We start from the raw sequence: 20,221 nt of genomic DNA on the forward strand, positions 1-20,221 counted from the left end.
ATAAAAGTGAATTTAATCACAATGTTTGAAATTTCGTCATTTTTGCCCCCTTTCCTTCCCCCTCAAACGGTAAGATTAGGTATATACTGAACTTAAAAATTGAACCACCGCAATTTGTACCGTCCTTCCTCCCGGCCGAGATGACCCTGATCAGGACGGCAACGGTTTGCGGCAAACCTCGGAGGCTACTGCAAGCTACAGGAGTCCATCCGACGGACACAAAGGGGAGATAGACTTATGTTAGAACTAACAACTGTACTGGAAAAACGCGGCAATACGAACTGTTTCTCGGAAGCGAATTTCAACCATCTGCTGGTTACCATGAAAGATAGAACCTATCCGGAAGGTACACATCTGTACTGGGAAGGAGACGTCTCTGACAAACTTTATTATATGAAACGGGGCCGTGCCCAGATCACCAAATCCACGGATGAAGGCAAGGAACTAATCATGTACATGTATCAGTCCGGTGATATGATTGGTCAGGCTGATCCCTTCTTTGGCTCGAAACACACCTTCTCAGCGGAAGTACTGGAGGATAGTGAGATCGGTGTACTGGAGCATAAGGACCTGGAGATGCTAATCTGCCAACATTGTGACTTCGCGATCGACTTTATGAAATGGATGGGCATCCACCACCGGTTGACACAGACGAAGTTCCGGGATCTCATGTTATATGGCAAACCAGGTGCGCTTTGCTCCACCCTCATTCGATTGTCGAATTCGTATGGTGAGCCTCATGGAGAGCATGTCATTATTCATAAAAAAATTACCCACACGGACCTGTCCAATATGATTGGAGCTACCCGTGAAAGTGTAAACCGCATGTTAAGCGATCTGCGCAAGAAAGATGCGATCGAATATGACAATGGCATGATCGTCATCAAAGATCTGAAGATGCTGCAAGGGATCTGTCACTGTGAACTTTGCCCGAACGAGATCTGTCGTATTTAATAATTGACTATGCTAATCGAATGTTGCTTTAATTTTAATGAAAAAAGCCCAGTTCTCCTAAATAGAGATTGGGCTTCTTGGTATGCTTAGGATGCATTGGTCAATTCAAGCTTCACCGCATCACGTGGATTCAATTTCATGTCCAAACCATTTTCCATTAGTTCTTTGTCATTCACCATAATGACCCACCGCTCATTCATGCGGGGTGTGACATTCTCGACCGAAACGACGAATTTGTTATTCTCTGACATTCTTACAATTCCGCTGGACTTCAACACATCGCGAACGGTACACTCTTGAACGTAGACTCCGGCATATTGACGATTGAGGGTTGGCATAATGTTTCCACCGCTCACCTTGAGTAACGTTGTCTGATATGCAACGCCATCCCCCCCACTGTCAGCGGCTTTCACGTAAATGATCACTTCATCTTTGGCATGAAGCTCCATGTCCCAATCTTCCTGTTCAATGTCCTTGCCATTCAATTTGACAGCCCAGCTAAGCGAAGAATCCAGAGAAACTTCACCAACGGATTGAATCCGTTTGCCATCTGCCGTAAAATCAACCAGTCCGCTATTGAGTAATGCCTTTTTGAGTGTCAAACCTTCGCTAAAATCTCGCTTAATGGACTTGGTTGCATCAGGCAAAAACGTACTGCCATCTACAGCCACTGTAATCGTATTCGCTGTTTCTGTCTCTTTGACAATTGGCTGTTCAGAAGGCTGTGTCTCACTACAACCAGCCAAGATCGCCAGTAAGAGCAAACATACACCTATGTAACCGGGGATTTTCTTCATCATGTAGGTAACACCACCCTGCGTAAAATCATTCACCCTGTTGTCCATAACCTCTATTATGGCACAACCTTCAGCAAAAAAAAGTGTCAAAGCCGTTACTTTTAAGGGAGTGCCTCTCCAAATAAGGCTTGTACAAGAAAGAGAGCCTGCACACAGGCTCTCCAATCTGAATCATTTTCTCGATTTCATTGGTTCTTCTGTTACTGGACACTAGCCTGCATGTATGTCCGTCCTCCATCTCCATCTTTCAGATATGGATTAAGTCCGAAGAACTGTTCTTCAGACACATATACACCTGTCAGCAATCGCCCTTCAAGCAATCCTCCGTCCACCTGCACGCAACATGAAGGTGCGTCTACATACTCCTGATATAACGGAATCTGCCCATATTGTTGATGTATCTTGAACACCTTGCCTTGCTCATGCAAAGGCCGTTCAGAGAAATAGGTAGGCACAATATAACGGGCAATGACATCCAGTTCCTGAACGCTATAGAAGGCGTCATCCCCAAGCCAAGGTGCAAACATTCGAATCTTCTCATATTGAGACCAGACAACCGCCTGAATCAGCATTTCTGCGTGAACCAACCGACCTTCTCCGATATCCAGAAGCAACTGCTTTTCATCGATTGTTTCTTCCATCTGAGACATCGTTAAATCAGGTTGTCTCAGTTCACATCCGATACACTTCCAGCCCCTGGACGTTTGAATCCATTTTTGCAGCACAGCCGGAGCTAATCTCGGGCCATCGCTGTTCACAGAATGTGTATTCACTTCGGTTAGATCATCTTTAACCGAACGGGAGTATGCTGTGCGCTTAAATAACTCTGCAGCTTTTTTGTATATTAGATGGACCTGAATGGATGCGCTCTCAAGTTCTGCAATATCTTTCTTGCCGTAGCGTACTTCACGGGATAAGCTTTCTTCTCTCATGACAAGTGGGCCTCCTTCGCTCCGGCCGTCTGTGGCCATTTTCTATAGATTATACTACAACTCATGACAACATGTGCAACGCCCAAGAGAAAAACGCCGATCCACGTTATTTTTAAGACAAAAACCCCTGATTTCCACAGAAATCAGGAGTCTAAGTCATTCATGCAACGAAAGTGGGTGATGTTGCTTAGACGTTAGTCAACCCACTTCTCAGCCCAGTCTTGAATTTGATTCATGACAGGCTGGAGCGCTCTACCTTTATCCGTCAGTTCATATTCAATACGAACCGGCGTCTCAGGATAGACGTGACGAACCAGAATACCTTCACCCTCCAGATCTTTCATCCGTTCGGATAACATCTTATCACTCATGGATGGAATCAGATTGGAGATATCCTTGAATCGCTTCGAACCACTCATCAACGTTTGAATAATTAGACCATTCCAGCGCTTGCCCAAAAAGGAAAACGCCGTCTCAAAACGCGGACACATCCGCAAGTCTTGACCTTCCACATTAATCACCTCTTTAGAGATCACTCAACTTACATTTTGTTAGTATATTTCATAATAACATATTTAAGCATTAAAGAAAACGTCTGCCCCTAAAAAGTTTAAATTTTAGAAGTATTACTTGTTATATCCCAGTATACCTTACAGCCCGTCTCGTAACCATGGGAAATATCGTATAACTTCCCCATAATACTATCTTACCCAAAAGGAACCCAACTGCCACAGTCATCATCGACTTGCAGAAGGGTTCCTTGGTATGGATATGTTATCCCAGATTTTTTGATTCCTTTCTAGGAATAAAGAAATTGTGAATTAAACCAGCACGCCACCAAATGGTCTTACAGGTTCGCTCTTGCCAAATTCCGGCTTAAAGCTGCGGGCAGGATATGCCCATTTTACTGCGTTACTGATTACTCGCAATATTTCCGGTTTGTAATAGGTCGGATACGTCTCATGACCTGGTCGGAAATAAAAGATTTTACCTTCACCACGCCGGAACGTACATCCGCTCCGGAATACTTCCCCACCCTGGAAGTTACTTACAAACACCAGTTCATCCGGTACTGGAATATCGAAGAATTCACCGTACATCTCTTCTTTTTCCAATACAATCTTGCCTTCAATGCCATCTGCAATCGGATGAGATGGATTAACACACCACACAATTTCCTGCTCGTCAGCTACACGCCATTTCAGATCGCAGCTGGTTCCCATCAGCGCTTTGAATGGTTTGGAGAAATGACCTGAATGGAGCACAATCATTCCCATCCCGTTCAGCACTCGCTGTGCAACTTTCTGTGAGATCTCATCGCTTACACGATCATGTGCCATATGTCCCCACCATATAAGCACATCTGTGGAATTCAGCACTTCATCAGTCAAACCGTGTTCAGGCTGATCCAGTGTAGCCGTACGAATAGCAAAGCCTTCGCCGCCAAGTCCGTCAGCCAGTGCTCGATGCAGACCATCCGGGTAGACTTCCCTTACTTCATCGTGAATTTTCTCATGGACAAATTCATTCCAAATGGTGACGTTGATCATATTCAATTTCCCCCTAGTGTAGCTCTAAACCCACCACATATCGCCCAGCGGTTCTTCAATCAATACTTGCTGGAGATTTTGTACGGCTTTAGAGAATCCTTCTTCAACCGACATCAGACCGTCCTCGTGTTCAATACTTACTACGTAATCATAACCGACCAGACGCAAGGCACTAATAATATCTGCCCATGTCTTGTTATCATGTCCATAACCGACCGAGCGGAACTGCCAAGCGCGATCCAGCATATTCGTATAGTCCTGCATATCCGTTACACCGTGTTTGTTCACGTTTACCGGATCAATTGTTGTATCTTTGGCATGGAAGTGATGGATGGCTCCTTCACGGCCCAAGATGTGAATGGCCTGAACCGGATCAATACCTTGCCACCACATGTGACTTGGGTCCAGATTGGCTCCGATTACTTCACCTGCTGCCTCACGCAGTCTCAGCAAGGTTGCTGGTGTATGAACGGAGAATCCACCGTGCAGCTCCAATCCGACTTTTACGTTACGATCTGCTGCAAATTTACCCCACTCTGTCCAATACGGGATCACTTTGTTCTCCCACTGCCACTTCAGGACCTCCTGGAAATCATTCGGCCATGGTGCAACAGGCCAGTTCGGATACTTGGCATCCTCATGGTCTCCCGGACAACCGGAGAATGTATTCACTACAGGCACTTCCAGCTTCTCAGCCAGTTCTACCGTTTTAACAAAATCATCGTGGAATCCCTTCGCAATATCCTTTTGCGGATGAAGCGGGTTACCGTGACAGCTCAGTGCACTAATTGTCAAACCACGTGACTCCACTGCATTTTTGAAGTTTTTAAGTGCCGTAGGATTGCTTAACAATTCATCCGGCTTACAATGTGCATTGCCTGGATGTCCGCCTGTTCCGATCTCTACTGCTTTTAATCCCTTGGATGCTACATAATCAAGAGCATCCTCCAATTTACGTCCTCCGAATAGTACCAAAAATACGCCGAGTTTCAAGTGCGATTCCTCCCTGGATTAGATATCGAATAATTGCTGAATTCATGAAAATTGAACTGTATACATTTACCGCTCAGAATCATATGCCTGTTTGCTTAGTGTGGAAAATCGAGAGTGTTTCTATCCTGAAATTGAACGTAAGAATACTGGTTATTCTTCATCATTCGTATGGGCATCAAGCGTTAACACTTGTTACTCATACTAGAGCGATTCCACGCTTTCAATCTCAGTTTGAACTGTGCGAGTTACTGCAAAAGCGTCATAGCTGCTCTCCAGATGTATGTGCTTGCCTTCAAGTGAAGAACGCTGGAATGAATGCATAGCTTCCAGTACGTGATAAGCGAGCTTGCCACTGGCTTTGTGTTCGCGTCCGGCACGAATGGATTCAACCATTTCGGTTACGCCGATGCCTCGTTCGTTTTGTCCACTTTCGAAGACTGGTTTGACTGTCTCCCAAGTGTCTTGACCGTATCTGCGAACCTTCACTTCCCCGTTAAAATAGTTGGGGTCCGGTACGCTAAGCGTACCTTCTGTACCGTAGATTTCAATACGTGGCAGATCCGAAGCTCCGCGAATATCGAAACTGGTAATCATGGTCGCAATGGCACCTTCTGCGAAATCAATGGTTCCTGCCAAGTGGGTAGGCGTCTCTACTTGCAACGCTGTACCTTCCTTCGGCCCGGAGCCGATCTTGCGATCTGCAATCTGTATGCCTGCCGAGGCGCTAATTCTGCGTATCGGTCCAAGCAGCGTAATCAGAGCGGTCAGGTAGTAGGGTCCCATATCAAACATCGGTCCACCACCTGCAACATAAAAGAACTCCGGATTAGGATGCCAAGCTTCCGGTCCTCCACCCATGAAGAATGAAGTCGCTGCAATCGGCTTGCCGATCAGGCCATCCTCAATCGCTTTACGAGCCGTTTGAATGCCTGAACCAAGGAACGTATCCGGTGCAGAACCCACGTACAATCCCTTTTCTTCAGCCAGTTCAACAACCTTGCGACCATCCTCAAGCGAAATTGCCAGCGGCTTCTCGGCATACACATGTTTGCCTGCTTCGAGTGCAGCCAGATCGGTCATGGCATGACTGCCAGGAACCGTAAGGTTCAACACAAGTTCAATTTCGTTATTTTGCAGCAACTCATCTACATTGTAAACGTTTGCGATATTAAATTCATCTGCCCGTTCCTGAGCGCGTTCACGAATCAAATCCGCAACAGCCACGACTTCAATGACCGGGTTGTTTTTGAGATTTTCCAGGTAGATGGCGCTGATGTTACCACACCCGATGATGCCTGCTTTCATTTTCTCCACTGTGACGTTCATCTCCTTACGCATGGTGAAAATCTGCGTTTGAATGGTTGAGATACATATGTTTTGTTGGATGTTTCCTGTTCCTTAAATCTAATACTATGGTATTCCGTTTCAGCTTCAATTAAAATGAATAATATGATTGAAACATGAACTATCTGGTCATAATTTTCAAATTGCAAGGAGTATGCCCATGCCGACAGATCAATCCTGCCAAGTTCTTACAGCAGGCTTTTCATTTCATCGTAAACCCTACGCTATGGTGCAGCCTGAAGGGGTCAAGAACTACCTGTTAAGACTGCAAACAGACGGACGTTGCCGTGCACGCATTGACGGGGACATGTCCCTGGTGGATGCGGGCGATCTGCTTCTTTTTGATCCTGATGAGCCCTATGAGCTGAGAATAGACAATGAAACCAATCCGATGGGAGAACGACTGGTGGAGAGTGGTGACTATCACATCTTCTTCAATGGTTCCTGGGTGGATGAGTGGTGGAAGCGTCACAAACGGCCGACACGGATCAAAGTCGAACTGACGGAAAGTCTTTTAGTCCTGTTTCGACAGCTCGTGCTGGAGCAACGCCGCATCTCTAATCCTTATCCGGAAATTTCAAGTTATTATATGCGAATTTTATGTCTCGAAGTGGATCGTCTGCTTGCGGAGCATCCAACGATAACCAATACCAATTATGTGGCTTATGAGATCAAGAACTACATTGAAGAAAACGCTTCCTCTTTATTCAAGCTGGATGATGTGGCAACACACATTGGCATCAGTGTCTCACGGGGTGTTCATCTCTTCAAAGAGGCATTTGGCAAAAGCATCATGCAATACACGCTTGACGTACGGCTGAACATGGCCAGGGAACGGATTATTTTCAGTCCAATGACCCTGGAGCAAGTGTCCGAATCTTCCGGCTTCAACAACTATACCTATTTCCATCGGGTATTCCGTTCCCGGTTCGGCATGTCCCCGAAGGAATTCCGCGTCATTCACCGGGAACAGATGTAATCATACCAGTATACGTAAGTTGAACTTATTTGCGCGCGGCTATGGCCTCAGATACAACCATCGCCAGATCTTCATTGCCAAACATGGACAACACTCCAAGTACCGTATCATCCGGGATCTCACCGGCTTCCTCCTTGGATACAATCAGCTTCTGCACCTGCTGCAAACGTTCGTTGCTCTGCTGATTCGGGTAGGCTTGCCGGTACATCTCTTCCGGGTCCAAACCATTATTCACACACCACTGGGCAAATACGAGGATCATCATCTCTTCTTCCTGTTTATAGGTTTCAATGACCGCTTCCTCGATTTGCTTGTTACGTTCCTTTTCATATTCATCCATGACGTGTAATCCTCCGTATGTGTATTCTCTAACTATTTGCGAATCAATTGTTCAGCCAGTTCATGACTGTCCATGACATGACTTGCACTGATCAGGCAATCATCTGGCGAGTCCAGACAAGCCAGGAAATTATCAACTGCTCCGCTAAAACCTCTGCGTGCTAACACGGTGTCCCAGCTCCCGAACGCTTCTTTGGTTTCCAGACTCCCCTGTTCCAAGTAGCTAATCGTGTCCATGTTCACCACTTCAGCAGAACGTCCACCACCATGCAATTCGACCTTCTCCAGATCTGCCCCAGCTTCACGCACCATATCGAATCGACCGTAGGCTGTTCTACCCAGCTTGGCCGTTCCGGTTGCATGCAGTAATCGGTCCAGATCATTCTTCCGAATCCATTGGTGAAGCAGCTCCACATTATGATTCGAGTACCACAACATCAGATCGAGCATATGGATGAGATCATCATAGATCGTTTCTGCCGCAGGACGATCCTGAATGCCTGTACGATGTTTGGTCACTGTCAGGGAGTCGAAGCCTTTTCCACCCTCCATCCATTGTTTCGCTTTTTGATACATCGGTGCGAATCTGCGGTTGAAGCCCACGGCCAGCAACAGACCTTGTGCCTCGGCAAAAGCAGTCATCTCTTCCGACTCCCGAAGCGTATAGGATAACGGCTTGTCTACATACACGGCTAATCCCTGTTCCAGACATTGCATGACAATGTCAAAGTGCGCTTCTGTTGCTGTATGTACAAACACTGCATCCAAGTCCCAGGACAACAGTTCTTTCAGATCCGTTGTTCCCCGTTCTAATCGATACGCCTCCTGAACGGCTTTGACCGGCTCCGGAGATCGGTTCATAATGCCTACAATCTCCACGTTCGGATGAGCGGTTAACAGCGGCAAATATACTTTACGTGCAATATCGCCGAGGCCGATAATTGCAACTCGTTTACGTTGGGTTGTTTCCATGATGATCATTCCACCTTCAGTTCGGTTCTATATTTCCACGTCCTATAGTGTAACCCTTCGGACAGCAACTTGCCAGTGATTGCAGCAGACTTCTCACGAATTGTTCAGACCATGGGCGAACGTGGTAAACTTATAATGAAAAGCAGTACAGATCGGGACACGACTAGACCTGCCTGATCTGAAAGGAGCGTTTGGGATTTTGCGAAAATGGTTATGGCTTCTGTTATATGTTTTACTTGCAGGAGTCACGTTTATTTACAGATATGAACTGCTGGCCTGGACCGATCTTCATCAGTCCATTCCGCTGTTACTCGCCATGGCAACATTGTTTGCTCTGGTGCCTGTAATTCCTTATAAGTTTGTTATTATCGCCTTTGGTTACAGTTACGGTACTACCACGGCAGCCTGGATATGCTGGCTTGGCACTACACTTGCTGCCATGCTCGTCTATGGCGGAGCAAGAACCATCTTCAGACATCAGGCGAGATCGTACCTCGAACGCATTCGAGGTCTGAGCCGTTTTACCACATGGATGGAAGCACATCCATTTATGGGTGTTATGTCGATGCGATTGTTGCCGGTCGTGCCTCAGATGGCCGTTAATATCTACGCAGGTATAACGTATACGCCATTCTGGGTCTTCATGGTTGCTACGGCTATTGGCAAAATGCCCGCGATTTTTGTTTTTGCCTATGCAGGTGCACAGGCTGAAACCTCGATCTGGCTGAGCTTGGCGATCCTTGCCGGATACCTGGTGTTCATGGCCATTGTATTGCTCCTATTTCGCTTTCGGTCACGAAACAAAGCCTGAATTCAGAATTCGCAAGTATTCAGATCCAGTTTGTTTTCAATCCTGCTTGGTTGGCTTGCCAATTCAGGATATAATAGAAGAGCAAGCCCAATGCTTGTGTTAACAGGTTAATAAAAATGGTAGATTGCTGGAGCTCGAACACGAGCGCTAAATCTTCATCAGAAATGGAGTGACTATAGCATGGAACAACATTCAAGTGAGTTAGCAACTTTTGCAGGCGGATGCTTCTGGTGTATGGTATCCCCCTTTGAAGAACTGCCCGGTATTCACAAGATTGTATCGGGTTATACAGGAGGACATACCGAGAATCCAACATATGAAGAGGTCTGCTCGGAGACAACAGGACATGTAGAGGCTGTGCAAATTACATTCGACCCTGCTATCTTCCCTTATAAGAAACTGGTTGAACTGTTCTGGCAGCAGATCGACCCTACGGATACAGGCGGGCAATTCCATGACCGCGGATCTTCCTATCAGACGGCCATTTTCTATCATAGCGAAGAGCAGCGCCAGATTGCCGAAGCGTCCAAAGCGGAGCTGGGACAAAGCGGGCGTTTTGACAAACCCATCTTCACGCCGATCTTGCCAGCCAAACCGTTCTATGAAGCCGAAGAACATCACCAGAATTATCACCGGAAGAACCCTGCCCACTACAAACGGTACAGCAAAGGTTCTGGACGCGTAGATTTCATCGAACGCAACTGGTCCGGCAAGGTGGACAAAGACGGACTGAAAGAGCGTCTGACGCCGCTTCAATATGAAGTGACCCAGAACAGCGCGACCGAACCTGCATTCCATAACGAATTCTGGGATCACCACGGTGACGGGATCTATGTGGACATCGTATCCGGCGAGCCATTGTTCAGTTCTACTGACAAATACGATTCGGGTTGCGGCTGGCCGAGCTTCACACGTCCATTGCGTGACCACAATGTGAAGGAAAAAACCGATCTCAGTCACTTCATGATTCGTACCGAAGTGAGAAGTCGTGAGGGGGATTCCCATCTGGGTCACCTGTTCAATGATGGTCCTGCCGAAGCTGGTGGAATGCGTTATTGCATCAACTCTGCGGCACTTCGTTTTGTACCCAAAGAAGACCTTCAAAAAGAAGGATACGGTGAGTACGCCGTCCTTTTCCAATAAGTTTGAATACCAAAAAGAGCAGTGGGATGATCCCGCTGCTCTTTTTGGTACTTTACAATCACATCATATTTACAATCCAACCAATCCAATACGCAAATGGAATTAATAACAGCTGTGCCACCAGTGTACCGAATAAACGGGATACGAGCATACAGCCATAAATCTGGTTCATGCGATCCAAACGGATCTCACCACGTAATGATCGGTCACTGAGCAAGGAAATCCGCGGATCAATCAGGATAGTTAGCAAAATAGTCGCTATGCCATTAATTAGCCCGGTCGATTGAGATGCAGCTACAGCCTGACCGGGGTAAAGGTACGCTGCATATAAGCTGGACAGGACACCCGTGGTATAGATTGCGGTTACCGCTACATTCAGCAGCATTAATCGTCTTGGCATCCCATGCTGTACCAATCGTTTGGCCATCTTCCAGGATGGCGGAGTGATGTAATACATTGCATTTCTAATCTTGCTTCGCTTCAGCATTCCGCGAACCATCACAGGAATGGAACCCGCTGCTTCAAAATGCACGACCATTCGGGATGAGAGTTTAACCATGGTCGGAAAACACAATATGGCTAATGCGGTTCCGATGGTAGCCGCCCCCATCAGCCAATGTAGTTGTGCTGCAAAGTGAGGATTAGCTCCACGTGTTGCGGTATCCACCAGATTACCTACCATCGGACCCTGAGCCATATTGGAAGTTCGAGAAACCAACAGCAAAATACCAGCCAATGAAATGGCTAGCGCGATTCTGCGCGTACGCAAGCCACCTAGACGAAGTGCATAAGATAGGCTTTCTGTTGCATGAATCAACATAGTGAATATCATCGGTATTGCCAGACTGAGGCTAAACATATGTATGTACTCCTTTATCTTCCTTTTGTTGAACTTATTTCTTTCATGCACAGCATTATACTCTTCTGTGTTCTAAAAGTATAGGAACGAGATCCTTCTATATTCGTTGTACTAAAGTATATTTACACTTGACACTCCGATGACAGAACAACCTTCCGATCGCTGTTATCCCCAGATTCTTTTGATTCCTTTATGCTTACGGAGTAGCTTTTCACAGAAAGCTTTTAGCTCTGCTTCTTCCCGTTCCTCTTCATCGTTTATCTCTTCCCTCACAGGGTAATATACAACTAATCCATTATTGTACAGGAGGGATTCATATGCCTTGGAACAAACAGGATTATCCGGTATCCATGAAGAACCTGGAACCACGTGTCAGACACAAAGCAATTGAGATTGCGAATGCGCTGCTCGAAGACGGGTATGAGGAAGGACGTTCGATTGCCATAGCGACAGCTAAGGCGGAAGAATGGGATGAAAATCATCCCACACCGGAAGGGTCGAAATCGAACTCCACATCTTCTTCCGAAAATTCTAACCATAAAGAGTCATCTTCCACGCAGCGTCGGCATTCCGAACCTGTCTCATCGTCCAAGAGTCATGACAACATTCATGTGGTGCCTACCGACTCCGGTTGGGCAATTAAGGAAGAAGGAAAGTCTACCTATCTGTCTACATTTGAAACGAAAGCTGAAGCTGTGGATGAAGCTAAAAAACGCAGTAGCCATCAACATATTCGCGCCATTATCCATAATCAGGATGGGCAGATTGCTTCTTCGATTAAGCCTTGAATGAATTGCATTACACCGGAAAATGGCCGTATTCATTGTTGGCTGTTATTCTACAGTTCAGCGAATAATTAATCATGATCTGGACGAAAACAACAAAATCCCTTTTGCTGCTGACATGCAGTCAAAAGGGATTTTGTATGAACGTAACCGTCAATTAAGATCTCAACAAGATCCATACAGGTTATGATTATTCTGAAACGTAAGATCAATGGGATACCCCTCTAACCACCGTAGTCCGCTGTGAAACAGCAGCAGCATTAACTGCTTTGGCTGCAGCCGATGGCATCGGCAATTTCACAGCCGAAGTTGTTACCACGGTTCCACGAGCCGGAACACTAACGACGTACGTAATGACTTTACTGGCGATCCATACGGCCAGAATCGTATATAAAGTTTCTTTTACCGGAAGAAAGAAAAGCGACAATCCCAATACAAAAGCATCACTGACAAAGAAAACGGTCCCCAACTTCCATCCCTTCCAGCGGCTAACCAGCACGGCGAGAATATCGTCTCCGCCTGTCGCTCCGCCGAAACGAAGCACAATCCCAGCGCCTACTCCAGTCAATACACCGGATAGAACTGCCGGAATCCACAGATTTCCGTTAAACGACAACACCAGTGTGGAGTATCGTTCAAAGCCGTCATAGAATAGGGAAAATGCAGCGACGCCAAGCAATGCCTGAATCATGAATTTCCAGCCTTTGAGGAACCAAGCCAGTATCATGACCGGAATGTCGAGCAACAACATACCGATGGCAGGCGATAAGCCTGTTGCGTATTTTCCGAGCAGGGCCAGACCAACAAATCCGCCCTCCGATAAATGATTCTGAAAGTTAATGTGATAATAGGCAAAAGCTAAAATAAATGTACCGAGCAGCATAATGGCGAATTTGATCGCCTCTGTTTTAACGTGTTGTAAGGTTAACGATGTTCTCTTCATTCAGGTTCCCTCGCAGTTTGTAGGTTGGTTTTTTAGACCGACCGTACCCTGCAAAAGGTAAGCCTGGAAGAAATCATCGTGTGTGTCCTTCGAATATTCATTCCAATCCCCTCTTTCGCAGAGTCAGCCGTTTTTTTGAACCGGTTGATGTACTCTACAAGGGGCGCTATGTGTATGAGAGATCGTAACGTTTCCAGATTGTCCTTGGGGAGATTGTCCTTCGGGGACTCATGGTATCCTGATCCTTTCTGTTCTGTTGTGGTTAGCTGTGCTTGGTTAAACATTATACTTTACACTATAATACATCGATAACAGTACCCTCTTCCGATCACTGTTATCCACGGAATTTTTTGATCCCATATTTTAAATGGGAAAATCCGTTGATAAAGGCGAGCACTTCGTTTCTTCAGACGGGTTCTGCACTCTTCGTTACCATGTAAAGATTCTGCTTAAACACCAAAGCTAACTTGCTTGTTCTTCTATTATATAACACCAACGTGACCGGGTCTAAACAGCGGACCCGTCAAATATGCGCATAAAGCAGCATCTGGGCTGCTCCAGCAGTCATACGGGCACACCAGGAGTAGCAATGCTTGCTAATGGTGCAACCTGCTCCTTTATTCTATGACCAAAGCTTCCAAAAATAACTGTCAGTCACCCAACTGTGACAAATTGGGGCCTTTTTTTATTTTCTTGTACTTTTTAAAGGAATCATTTCCCTTTCACACATACACTATAGCAAACGTAATCGGCTTATGATTTGTCCAGTTCAGACGTTTCCAGACTTACTCTGCTGTTTATGGTATAATATAACAATTGAATCCCACTACCGTTTAAGCGAGGCGGATTGATGAAAACGTTAAAGCCAAGAGTCTTTATTGGCTGCTCGCTGGAAGCGAAGCCGATTGCAGCCGCAGTACACGAAAACTTACGTTTTTCAGCTGAAGTTACCCCTTGGTATTCCGGGGTTTTTAATCCAAGCAGCTATACCATGGACGATCTGGAAGTAGAGGTACGCACGACTGACTTTGCGATTTTTATTTTTCATCCGGATGATATATCCAAGATTCGCGGGAAGTACTACGCGTCGGTCCGGGATAATACAATGCTTGAAATGGGTCTGTTTATGGGTCGTCTGGGACGAAAGCGTATTTTTTTCATTCTTCCTGAAGATATTACGGACATCAAGGACACGACCAAGATCGAAGGATTGCGGATGCCCACAGATCTGCTGGGATTAAATCCACTCGTATATGAAATCCGTTCTGACGGAAAGTGGGCACCAGCCGTGTCCGTGGCATGTTCCAAGATTGCAGACAGTATTGAGGAACAAGGACGCTGGAGTGATCCGGAATTGGAGAACATCATTGAGAAGCATAAGCGCACTGAGGGAGAAGCAAGGTTACAATTGCTTAAGTTGCTACGGTTCTTTAGGGAATTGCTGCGTACCCGCAAAGCAGATGCCAAAATGCTGGAACGAATGAGTGATGCCCTGCGTACTGCCTTTGTCTCTCATCCTCCATTCGCTGTACGTGGCACAGCCATATACCGTACAGATGACAGTGGTTATATTGAGCAATTATGTGGTAATGTTGGAGAACCGGGGAGAAAGTATGACTTGTCCGCTAATGACGACAAACAACCGGATGATCCCAAGCGCATCCTGGTGATTGATTCTTACCGGGAGAACAAGATCAAGATCAACCTATATGATGATTACCTTGAGAAAGAGTATCTGCTATGCTATCCTGTAGCCAAGAGGTATGTAATCACCGTTCACATTATTGGACATATTGAAGCGGATGAGGCGGTTTTTCAGCAGATTGACCTACAGAATCGTCAACTGTTCAACGCCATCAACGATTTGTTAGGAGGCGAACCGGAATGAAACCGGAAACGAAAAAAATAAGCAAGCGCTGGGGCAGCGAGAAAAAGGTACGCCTCAGTTCTGCGCCCGAATCATCACGACCGGTTCCGGAACCCAAGGAAGAAGATCGTTTCCACAAGCCGGCCGTACCGCTAACGACTATTGGGCCCTCCCTGAAGGGCAAGGAAAGACCTTATAAGGTCATCCTTGAAAAAGAGGCGTTCTACGAAAAGCCTCAATATCTTGCTTAATTTCTTAAACACGTCATTAAACCTGCCCCTGAATCGGCAGTATTCCATAGGCCCCGCCGCCCAAGGCAGGGGCTTTTTTGTTGCATATTTTTAGTAGAGTGAATTGCTTCCTCTCGTTGTCATAGCATCAGCGTATTAAGGCAAGCCAGCTTTACTTCTGTAGCAGACTGCACTGCATAAGGCTTATTTGGTTTATGGCCTTAGGTTTCCTGCAAAACCCATAAATTATACCTAATTTTGGATCGGGCTTGTCCTTAAATCCACAGCTTCATTCACGATCTGTATCCTCAGGAAAATACGTTAGTGCTTGCTTCCAATATTTCTCGGTTGTATTGTGTATCTCCATTACATATATTGATTATAATATAGGAACACATGTTCTGTAAATAAAAAATTCCAATTAAAGGTTAAGGAAGTGAACATATGACATCCTCAACTTCCGCCCCATCCCCTGCGGATGAAGACCATCGTCTAATTAAAGGTTTGGTTGTACGTACCCTATTGCTGGATGTACTTGAGCGAGATATTCGAACGTTGGATACACTTATGCTTAAGATGCCTGAAGTCTACATTCTTTCGCTGACCCGTATTCAGAACAATGTGCTCAAGGAAATGTTGGGTCTTCGCAAGCAGATGAGAATTCGCGGTGTCAAAGTTCTGGAAGAGAATCGTGAAGCTGATGGTATCGAAACTCTGTATATGTGCAGGGGGTATTGGCAACGGTTCTATATGTTATGGACGTTCGCACGCAATGAAGTCAAAAAAGAACTCAGTCGGCATCTGCAGATGGACTTGGCACAGAGCTGATGCAACTCTATTCCTATTGAACCGGAGCATACGCCTGTTGTTATCCAAACACATATGGATCTGCGTCCATCCGTCATTACGCTTGAATCCAACTCCTACTCGCTTTGTCCGATTCACTGCTCGTATGATTCCGCGCCCTCCGCTTAATTCAAAACAAGTTGACCACAGAAGGTTATGTTCATTAAGATGGAGGAGAGATAACCAACCATTCCAATAAGGCATGATCTAAATTCAATTCCTATACTAAAACAAGCATCCTGCCATTCATGGCAGACAGATTGTTCCGTAAAGTTTGAGTTCAACTGGATATCTCTCAACGTCTTATCAATCAAGGAGCTGTACTTCATGGATCTGAATACACATTCGATTAAACGAACACAAGCACATACAGGCATTGCTGCAGATGTAACCGAACTGATCGGCCAGACACCTGCCGTTAAACTGAACCGACTCACAGGCAGCGACTCTGCTGACGTATACGTGAAACTGGAATACTTCAACCCAAGTGGCAGCGTCAAAGACCGTGCCGCATATAACCTGATCGTTCAAGCTGAACGTGCAGGACTGCTTCTTCCCGGTGCAACCATTATTGAACCAACCAGTGGCAACACGGGCATCGGTTTGGCCATGAACGCTGCTGCCAAAGGATACAAAGCGATCCTGATCATGCCGGACAATATGTCCAAGGAACGCATCAACATCCTGAAAGCCTACGGCGCAGATGTGGTGCTCACCCCTGCTGCGGAGCGGATGCCAGGTGCGATCCGTAAAGCGAAAGAACTTCAGGCAGACATTCCGGGAAGCTTCATTCCCCAACAATTCGAGAATCAGGCGAACCCGGACATTCATCGTATCACCACAGCGCCGGAGATAATGCAGCAGATGGACGGAAGGCTGGATGCCTTCATCGCTACGGCGGGAACTGGCGGAACAATTACGGGAACCGGGGAAGAACTGCGTAAGCAGTTGCCCGATATCCGTATCTATGCGGTGGAGCCCAAAGGTTCTCCGGTGTTGTCCGGTGGCGAGCCCGGACCACATAAGCTCGTCGGTACAAGTCCGGGGTTCATTCCGGACATCCTGAATACCGACGTGTGGGATGCCATCATCCAAGTGTCCGATGAGGACGCACTGGATACGATGCGGCAGCTTGCTGCCCGGGAAGGGCTGTTGCTCGGCCCTTCCTCTGGCGCTTCGGTGTGGGCCTCCCTTCGCATCGCGAAGGAACTGGGGCCAGGGCACCGGGTGCTCTGCATTGCGCCGGATACCGGGGAACGGTATCTGAGCATGGATATTTTTTAACACAGCTAACATCTTTACACGTCAAAAAGGGGCTTCCATGTCCCACAAGCCATGAGCCCATAAGTTATAAGCTTGACAGAGGCCCTCCCTTATGAGCATTCATTTAGTACTCACACATGTATTGTTCATTTAGCGCTCATTGCTTCTAATGAACCTGAAACACGCTATTCGCTCCTATTTATGCAGGTTTGAAGTGTAACGAATCACAGCGGCGTTATTTCCCCGAATTGGGTTGATTTACGGGCTTAGAAGCTATTTTTGGCGGGATAACGTTACTGAGATTCGTTAGAATTTACATCTCTTCATTATCACCCCAATAAGGTATGATAGGTTCGTTAGAATTTTGGAGCGATTGGTAGCGAGGAGCGAGGGGAAATCCCTCGAAAAAAAGGGAAGAGAAGTACATTGAAGGAACCATCAAAATAAAAAATAAGCTCTTGCTCACATACGGATGGTGTATCCGCAGAGAACAAGAGCTTTTTTCTGATGGGAGCCATTTCGGCCCGGTTAGAACGCATAATCCAATGTAAATGTAGGATTTAGTACGATTTTGTATGATTTAGAATTCAGTCATTAGTGTGTCAGAGTTGTCCATTCCACACCTTCAGGGAGCAGAGCCGCAATGCGGTCTTTGGCTTCCTTTTTGGTATACAGGGATTCATCGAGAATGACCGCGGAACCGGAATCCGTGCTTGTCCGAATCAGACGTCCAAGACCTTGCTTCACACGCAGGAGCATATACGGAAGATCGATCTCTTCGTATGGTGCTGCGGACGCACTGCGTTTCGCGTTGAACACAGGGTCCTGTGGTGGATACGGAAGCGACCAGATCATCACGTTGGATAATGATGGTCCTGGAACGTCCAATCCTTCCCACAGATTGACGGAACACAACACACTTTCCTCATCCTGTTGGAACGCCGCAATCAGATCACTGATCTCCCGATCACCCTCATACATAAAGCGCAAACCTTCTGATTCAGGCACATGAACAATATCCTGCTTGAACGCGCGCAATTCTTCCATCGTACGGAACAGGATCAGCGCACGTCCCCCACTCTCCTGAAGCATGGATACTGCGTCGCGCATGCGATTTTCGTTCTCCGGGTGACCCGGTACAGCTTCATCGGTAATTTTCATCTTCATTTTGTCCGCATAATCATACGGGGAAGCCACCGAGAACGATACAAAATCATCAATGCCCAGGCTGTCCGCCACATAACGGAATGAACTGTCCACAGATAACGTTGCAGAGGAGAACACGATTGGAATACCTGTGTTGAACACACGCTCATTCAGCATTTCCTTCACGGTACGCGGCATGATCGATAATGTCGTCTCGTCTTCACTCTCTTCCGCCCAACAGATATAGCCGTCTTCCTTACGGAATAACGCAAGTGCAGACTGAATCATGTCCAAATGCTCTTCAACGACACGCATCTGGTACCCATCCAGCGAGAACAATCCACTTTCAAATACCAGTTCTTCGCCAATGGCATCCAATACGTTGGTCAGACGTTCAATCTCACGCAGAAGCGGAGCTTCTACCCGAACTTCTTTCCGTTCCGATCCCGGAATCGCCACCGTATACGTATCCAGCAGCGCAAACAGGCGTTCACTGCTCTCAATCGCTTCATCCACACGCTCAGCGAGGGATTCACGAATCTCACCTTCCAGCAGACGAGTCACGAGTTCCTCGAAAATACGGTGTTTCAGCTTGTAACTCAATGCGTTAAGGGCTGCTTCTTCCAGCAAATGTCCTTCATCAAATACAACTGAGCTGTGATCAGGCAGCAGTGGCAGTTGTCCCTCGCGTTTGCGCGCATCATAGGTCCAGACATGCTCCATGTAGTAATCATGGGAACAGATGATGATGTCTTTGGAACGACGGTAATGGTCACGCGACAGCGTCAGGCCGCAGCGTTGTCTTTTTGGACATACAAAACAATCCTGGAACGGGTCCCAGTTGATTTTGTTCCACTGACGATCGTTCAGATGTGGATACTGTTTGCGGTCACCATACGGATGGAAAGTCTGGAGCGTACCCGGCGTATTCACAAAATCCGGAAGGCTCTCGTGCACTTCTTCAATAACAGGCGCATCCTCATCGGCGAATCGCACCGCACTTAATTTGTTCAGACAGACGTACTGGTCCGGGGACTTGCCCAGACGTGCGTCCACTTCCAGATCCAGATGTGCAGCCAGCTTCGCAATATCTCCGCCGGGCTTCACAAGTTGTTCAATCAAGGACTCATCGGCACAGGCGATCACTGCCGGTTTGCCCGTATAACGTGCATAACAGACCGCGTAGAGCAGATAGACTAACGTCTTGCCTGTTCCGACACCGGCCTCCGCCATAATGGTCTTTTTATCTCCATAGGCCCGTTCGAGCTGGTACGCCATAAAAATCTGTTCATCCCGTACCTCGAAGCCGGACTCTGGCAAAATATCGTAAAAAACATCGGCTACCCACTCTCCCAGACGGGATACAAAAGGTTCAGCCGGATCATATGCAAAAGGATAACGTTGTGTAGACAATCCTAGGTCAGCCTCCATTCTTAGACGCGGTCCTCTTTCATTTTCCGTTCAAAAA

General features: G+C 46.6%; 20 protein-coding genes. 9 read left to right on the forward strand and 11 right to left on the reverse strand.

Annotated elements, in window-relative coordinates; translation table 11 throughout:
- The first annotated feature begins 237 nt into the window (after positions 1-237).
- Positions 238-954, forward strand: a complete 717-nt coding sequence (locus NLBNIHML_RS07120) for a Crp/Fnr family transcriptional regulator (protein ID WP_339235547.1) — start codon at positions 238-240, stop codon at positions 952-954.
- An 86-nt stretch (positions 955-1,040) separates the two neighbouring features.
- Here NLBNIHML_RS07120 and NLBNIHML_RS07125 read toward each other — a convergent pair whose 3' ends face one another.
- From NLBNIHML_RS07125 to NLBNIHML_RS07150, 6 genes are all read right to left on the reverse strand, one after another.
- The gene (locus tag NLBNIHML_RS07125) at positions 1,041-1,754 is read right to left on the reverse strand and encodes a hypothetical protein (protein ID WP_017687552.1); all 714 of its coding nucleotides are present in this window, start codon (positions 1,752-1,754) and stop codon (positions 1,041-1,043) included.
- 197 nt (positions 1,755-1,951) lie between these two features.
- Positions 1,952-2,683 (reverse strand): hypothetical protein, encoded by a 732-nt coding sequence (locus NLBNIHML_RS07130; protein ID WP_339235553.1) that lies wholly within the window; start codon positions 2,681-2,683, stop codon positions 1,952-1,954.
- Between the two features lie 194 nt (positions 2,684-2,877).
- Positions 2,878-3,174, reverse strand: a complete 297-nt coding sequence (locus NLBNIHML_RS07135; RefSeq protein WP_253442681.1) for a winged helix-turn-helix transcriptional regulator — start codon at positions 3,172-3,174, stop codon at positions 2,878-2,880.
- A 330-nt stretch (positions 3,175-3,504) separates the two neighbouring features.
- The gene (locus tag NLBNIHML_RS07140) at positions 3,505-4,233 is read right to left on the reverse strand and encodes a ThuA domain-containing protein (RefSeq protein ID WP_339235555.1); all 729 of its coding nucleotides are present in this window, start codon (positions 4,231-4,233) and stop codon (positions 3,505-3,507) included.
- A gap of 24 nt (positions 4,234-4,257) precedes the next feature.
- Complete coding sequence (locus NLBNIHML_RS07145) at positions 4,258-5,226, reverse strand: sugar phosphate isomerase/epimerase family protein (RefSeq protein ID WP_253438881.1); 969 nt, start codon at positions 5,224-5,226, stop codon at positions 4,258-4,260.
- 201 nt (positions 5,227-5,427) lie between these two features.
- Positions 5,428-6,540 carry a Gfo/Idh/MocA family protein gene (locus NLBNIHML_RS07150; RefSeq protein ID WP_339235559.1) on the reverse strand — a complete coding sequence of 371 codons (1,113 nt, stop codon included), beginning with the start codon at positions 6,538-6,540 and terminating at the stop codon, positions 5,428-5,430.
- 190 nt (positions 6,541-6,730) lie between these two features.
- Between NLBNIHML_RS07150 and NLBNIHML_RS07155 the strand changes: the two genes are divergently transcribed.
- Entirely contained in the window at positions 6,731-7,549 is an 819-nt protein-coding gene (locus NLBNIHML_RS07155) for an AraC family transcriptional regulator (protein WP_017687546.1), read from the forward strand.
- Positions 7,550-7,574: 25 nt separating this feature from the next.
- On the opposite strand, the gene yxiS is transcribed toward NLBNIHML_RS07155, so the two are convergent.
- A complete protein-coding gene (gene yxiS / locus NLBNIHML_RS07160) occupies positions 7,575-7,889 on the reverse strand; it encodes a protein YxiS (RefSeq protein ID WP_091028755.1) in 315 nt (104 codons plus the stop codon).
- Between the two features lie 32 nt (positions 7,890-7,921).
- On the reverse strand, positions 7,922-8,860 hold the full coding sequence (locus NLBNIHML_RS07165) for a Gfo/Idh/MocA family protein (protein WP_494354083.1): 939 nt from the start codon (positions 8,858-8,860) through the stop codon (positions 7,922-7,924).
- Positions 8,861-9,059: 199 nt separating this feature from the next.
- On the opposite strand from NLBNIHML_RS07165, the gene NLBNIHML_RS07170 reads away from it, so the two are divergent.
- Positions 9,060-9,671, forward strand: coding sequence for a TVP38/TMEM64 family protein (locus NLBNIHML_RS07170; protein ID WP_342570587.1), 612 nt, complete (start codon positions 9,060-9,062; stop codon positions 9,669-9,671).
- A 180-nt stretch (positions 9,672-9,851) separates the two neighbouring features.
- Positions 9,852-10,814, forward strand: a complete 963-nt coding sequence (msrA, locus tag NLBNIHML_RS07175) for a peptide-methionine (S)-S-oxide reductase MsrA (protein WP_339235569.1) — start codon at positions 9,852-9,854, stop codon at positions 10,812-10,814.
- 58 nt (positions 10,815-10,872) lie between these two features.
- Here the strand turns inward: msrA and NLBNIHML_RS07180 are convergent, their stop codons facing one another.
- Entirely contained in the window at positions 10,873-11,673 is an 801-nt protein-coding gene (locus NLBNIHML_RS07180) for a lipid II flippase Amj family protein (protein WP_494354084.1), read from the reverse strand.
- A 317-nt stretch (positions 11,674-11,990) separates the two neighbouring features.
- On the opposite strand from NLBNIHML_RS07180, the gene NLBNIHML_RS07185 reads away from it, so the two are divergent.
- Positions 11,991-12,461 carry a DUF2188 domain-containing protein gene (locus NLBNIHML_RS07185; RefSeq protein WP_339256249.1) on the forward strand — a complete coding sequence of 157 codons (471 nt, stop codon included), beginning with the start codon at positions 11,991-11,993 and terminating at the stop codon, positions 12,459-12,461.
- Between the two features lie 205 nt (positions 12,462-12,666).
- Here the strand turns inward: NLBNIHML_RS07185 and NLBNIHML_RS07190 are convergent, their stop codons facing one another.
- Positions 12,667-13,401 carry a YitT family protein gene (locus NLBNIHML_RS07190; RefSeq protein ID WP_494354085.1) on the reverse strand — a complete coding sequence of 245 codons (735 nt, stop codon included), beginning with the start codon at positions 13,399-13,401 and terminating at the stop codon, positions 12,667-12,669.
- An 850-nt stretch (positions 13,402-14,251) separates the two neighbouring features.
- Here NLBNIHML_RS07190 and NLBNIHML_RS07195 point away from each other — a divergent pair.
- The 4 genes from NLBNIHML_RS07195 to cysK all read left to right on the forward strand — a co-directional run bounded on the left by NLBNIHML_RS07195 (position 14,252) and on the right by cysK (position 17,628).
- Positions 14,252-15,289: a nucleotide-binding protein gene (locus NLBNIHML_RS07195; RefSeq protein WP_339235578.1), complete on the forward strand. Its 1,038-nt coding sequence runs from the start codon at positions 14,252-14,254 to the stop codon at positions 15,287-15,289.
- On the forward strand, positions 15,286-15,519 hold the full coding sequence (locus NLBNIHML_RS07200) for a hypothetical protein (protein ID WP_017687536.1): 234 nt from the start codon (positions 15,286-15,288) through the stop codon (positions 15,517-15,519). The genes NLBNIHML_RS07195 and NLBNIHML_RS07200 overlap by 4 nt, the downstream gene beginning before the upstream one ends.
- 423 nt (positions 15,520-15,942) lie before the next feature.
- On the forward strand, positions 15,943-16,326 hold the full coding sequence (locus tag NLBNIHML_RS07205) for a YhjD family protein (protein ID WP_253438912.1): 384 nt from the start codon (positions 15,943-15,945) through the stop codon (positions 16,324-16,326).
- Between the two features lie 345 nt (positions 16,327-16,671).
- Entirely contained in the window at positions 16,672-17,628 is a 957-nt protein-coding gene (gene cysK / locus NLBNIHML_RS07210) for a cysteine synthase A (protein WP_494354086.1), read from the forward strand.
- Between the two features lie 573 nt (positions 17,629-18,201).
- On the opposite strand, the gene NLBNIHML_RS07215 is transcribed toward cysK, so the two are convergent.
- A complete protein-coding gene (locus NLBNIHML_RS07215) occupies positions 18,202-20,166 on the reverse strand; it encodes an ATP-dependent DNA helicase (RefSeq protein WP_494354087.1) in 1,965 nt (654 codons plus the stop codon).
- Between the last annotated feature and the right edge of the window lie 55 nt (positions 20,167-20,221).

It is taken from the genome of Paenibacillus sp. JNU01, assembly GCF_059130585.1.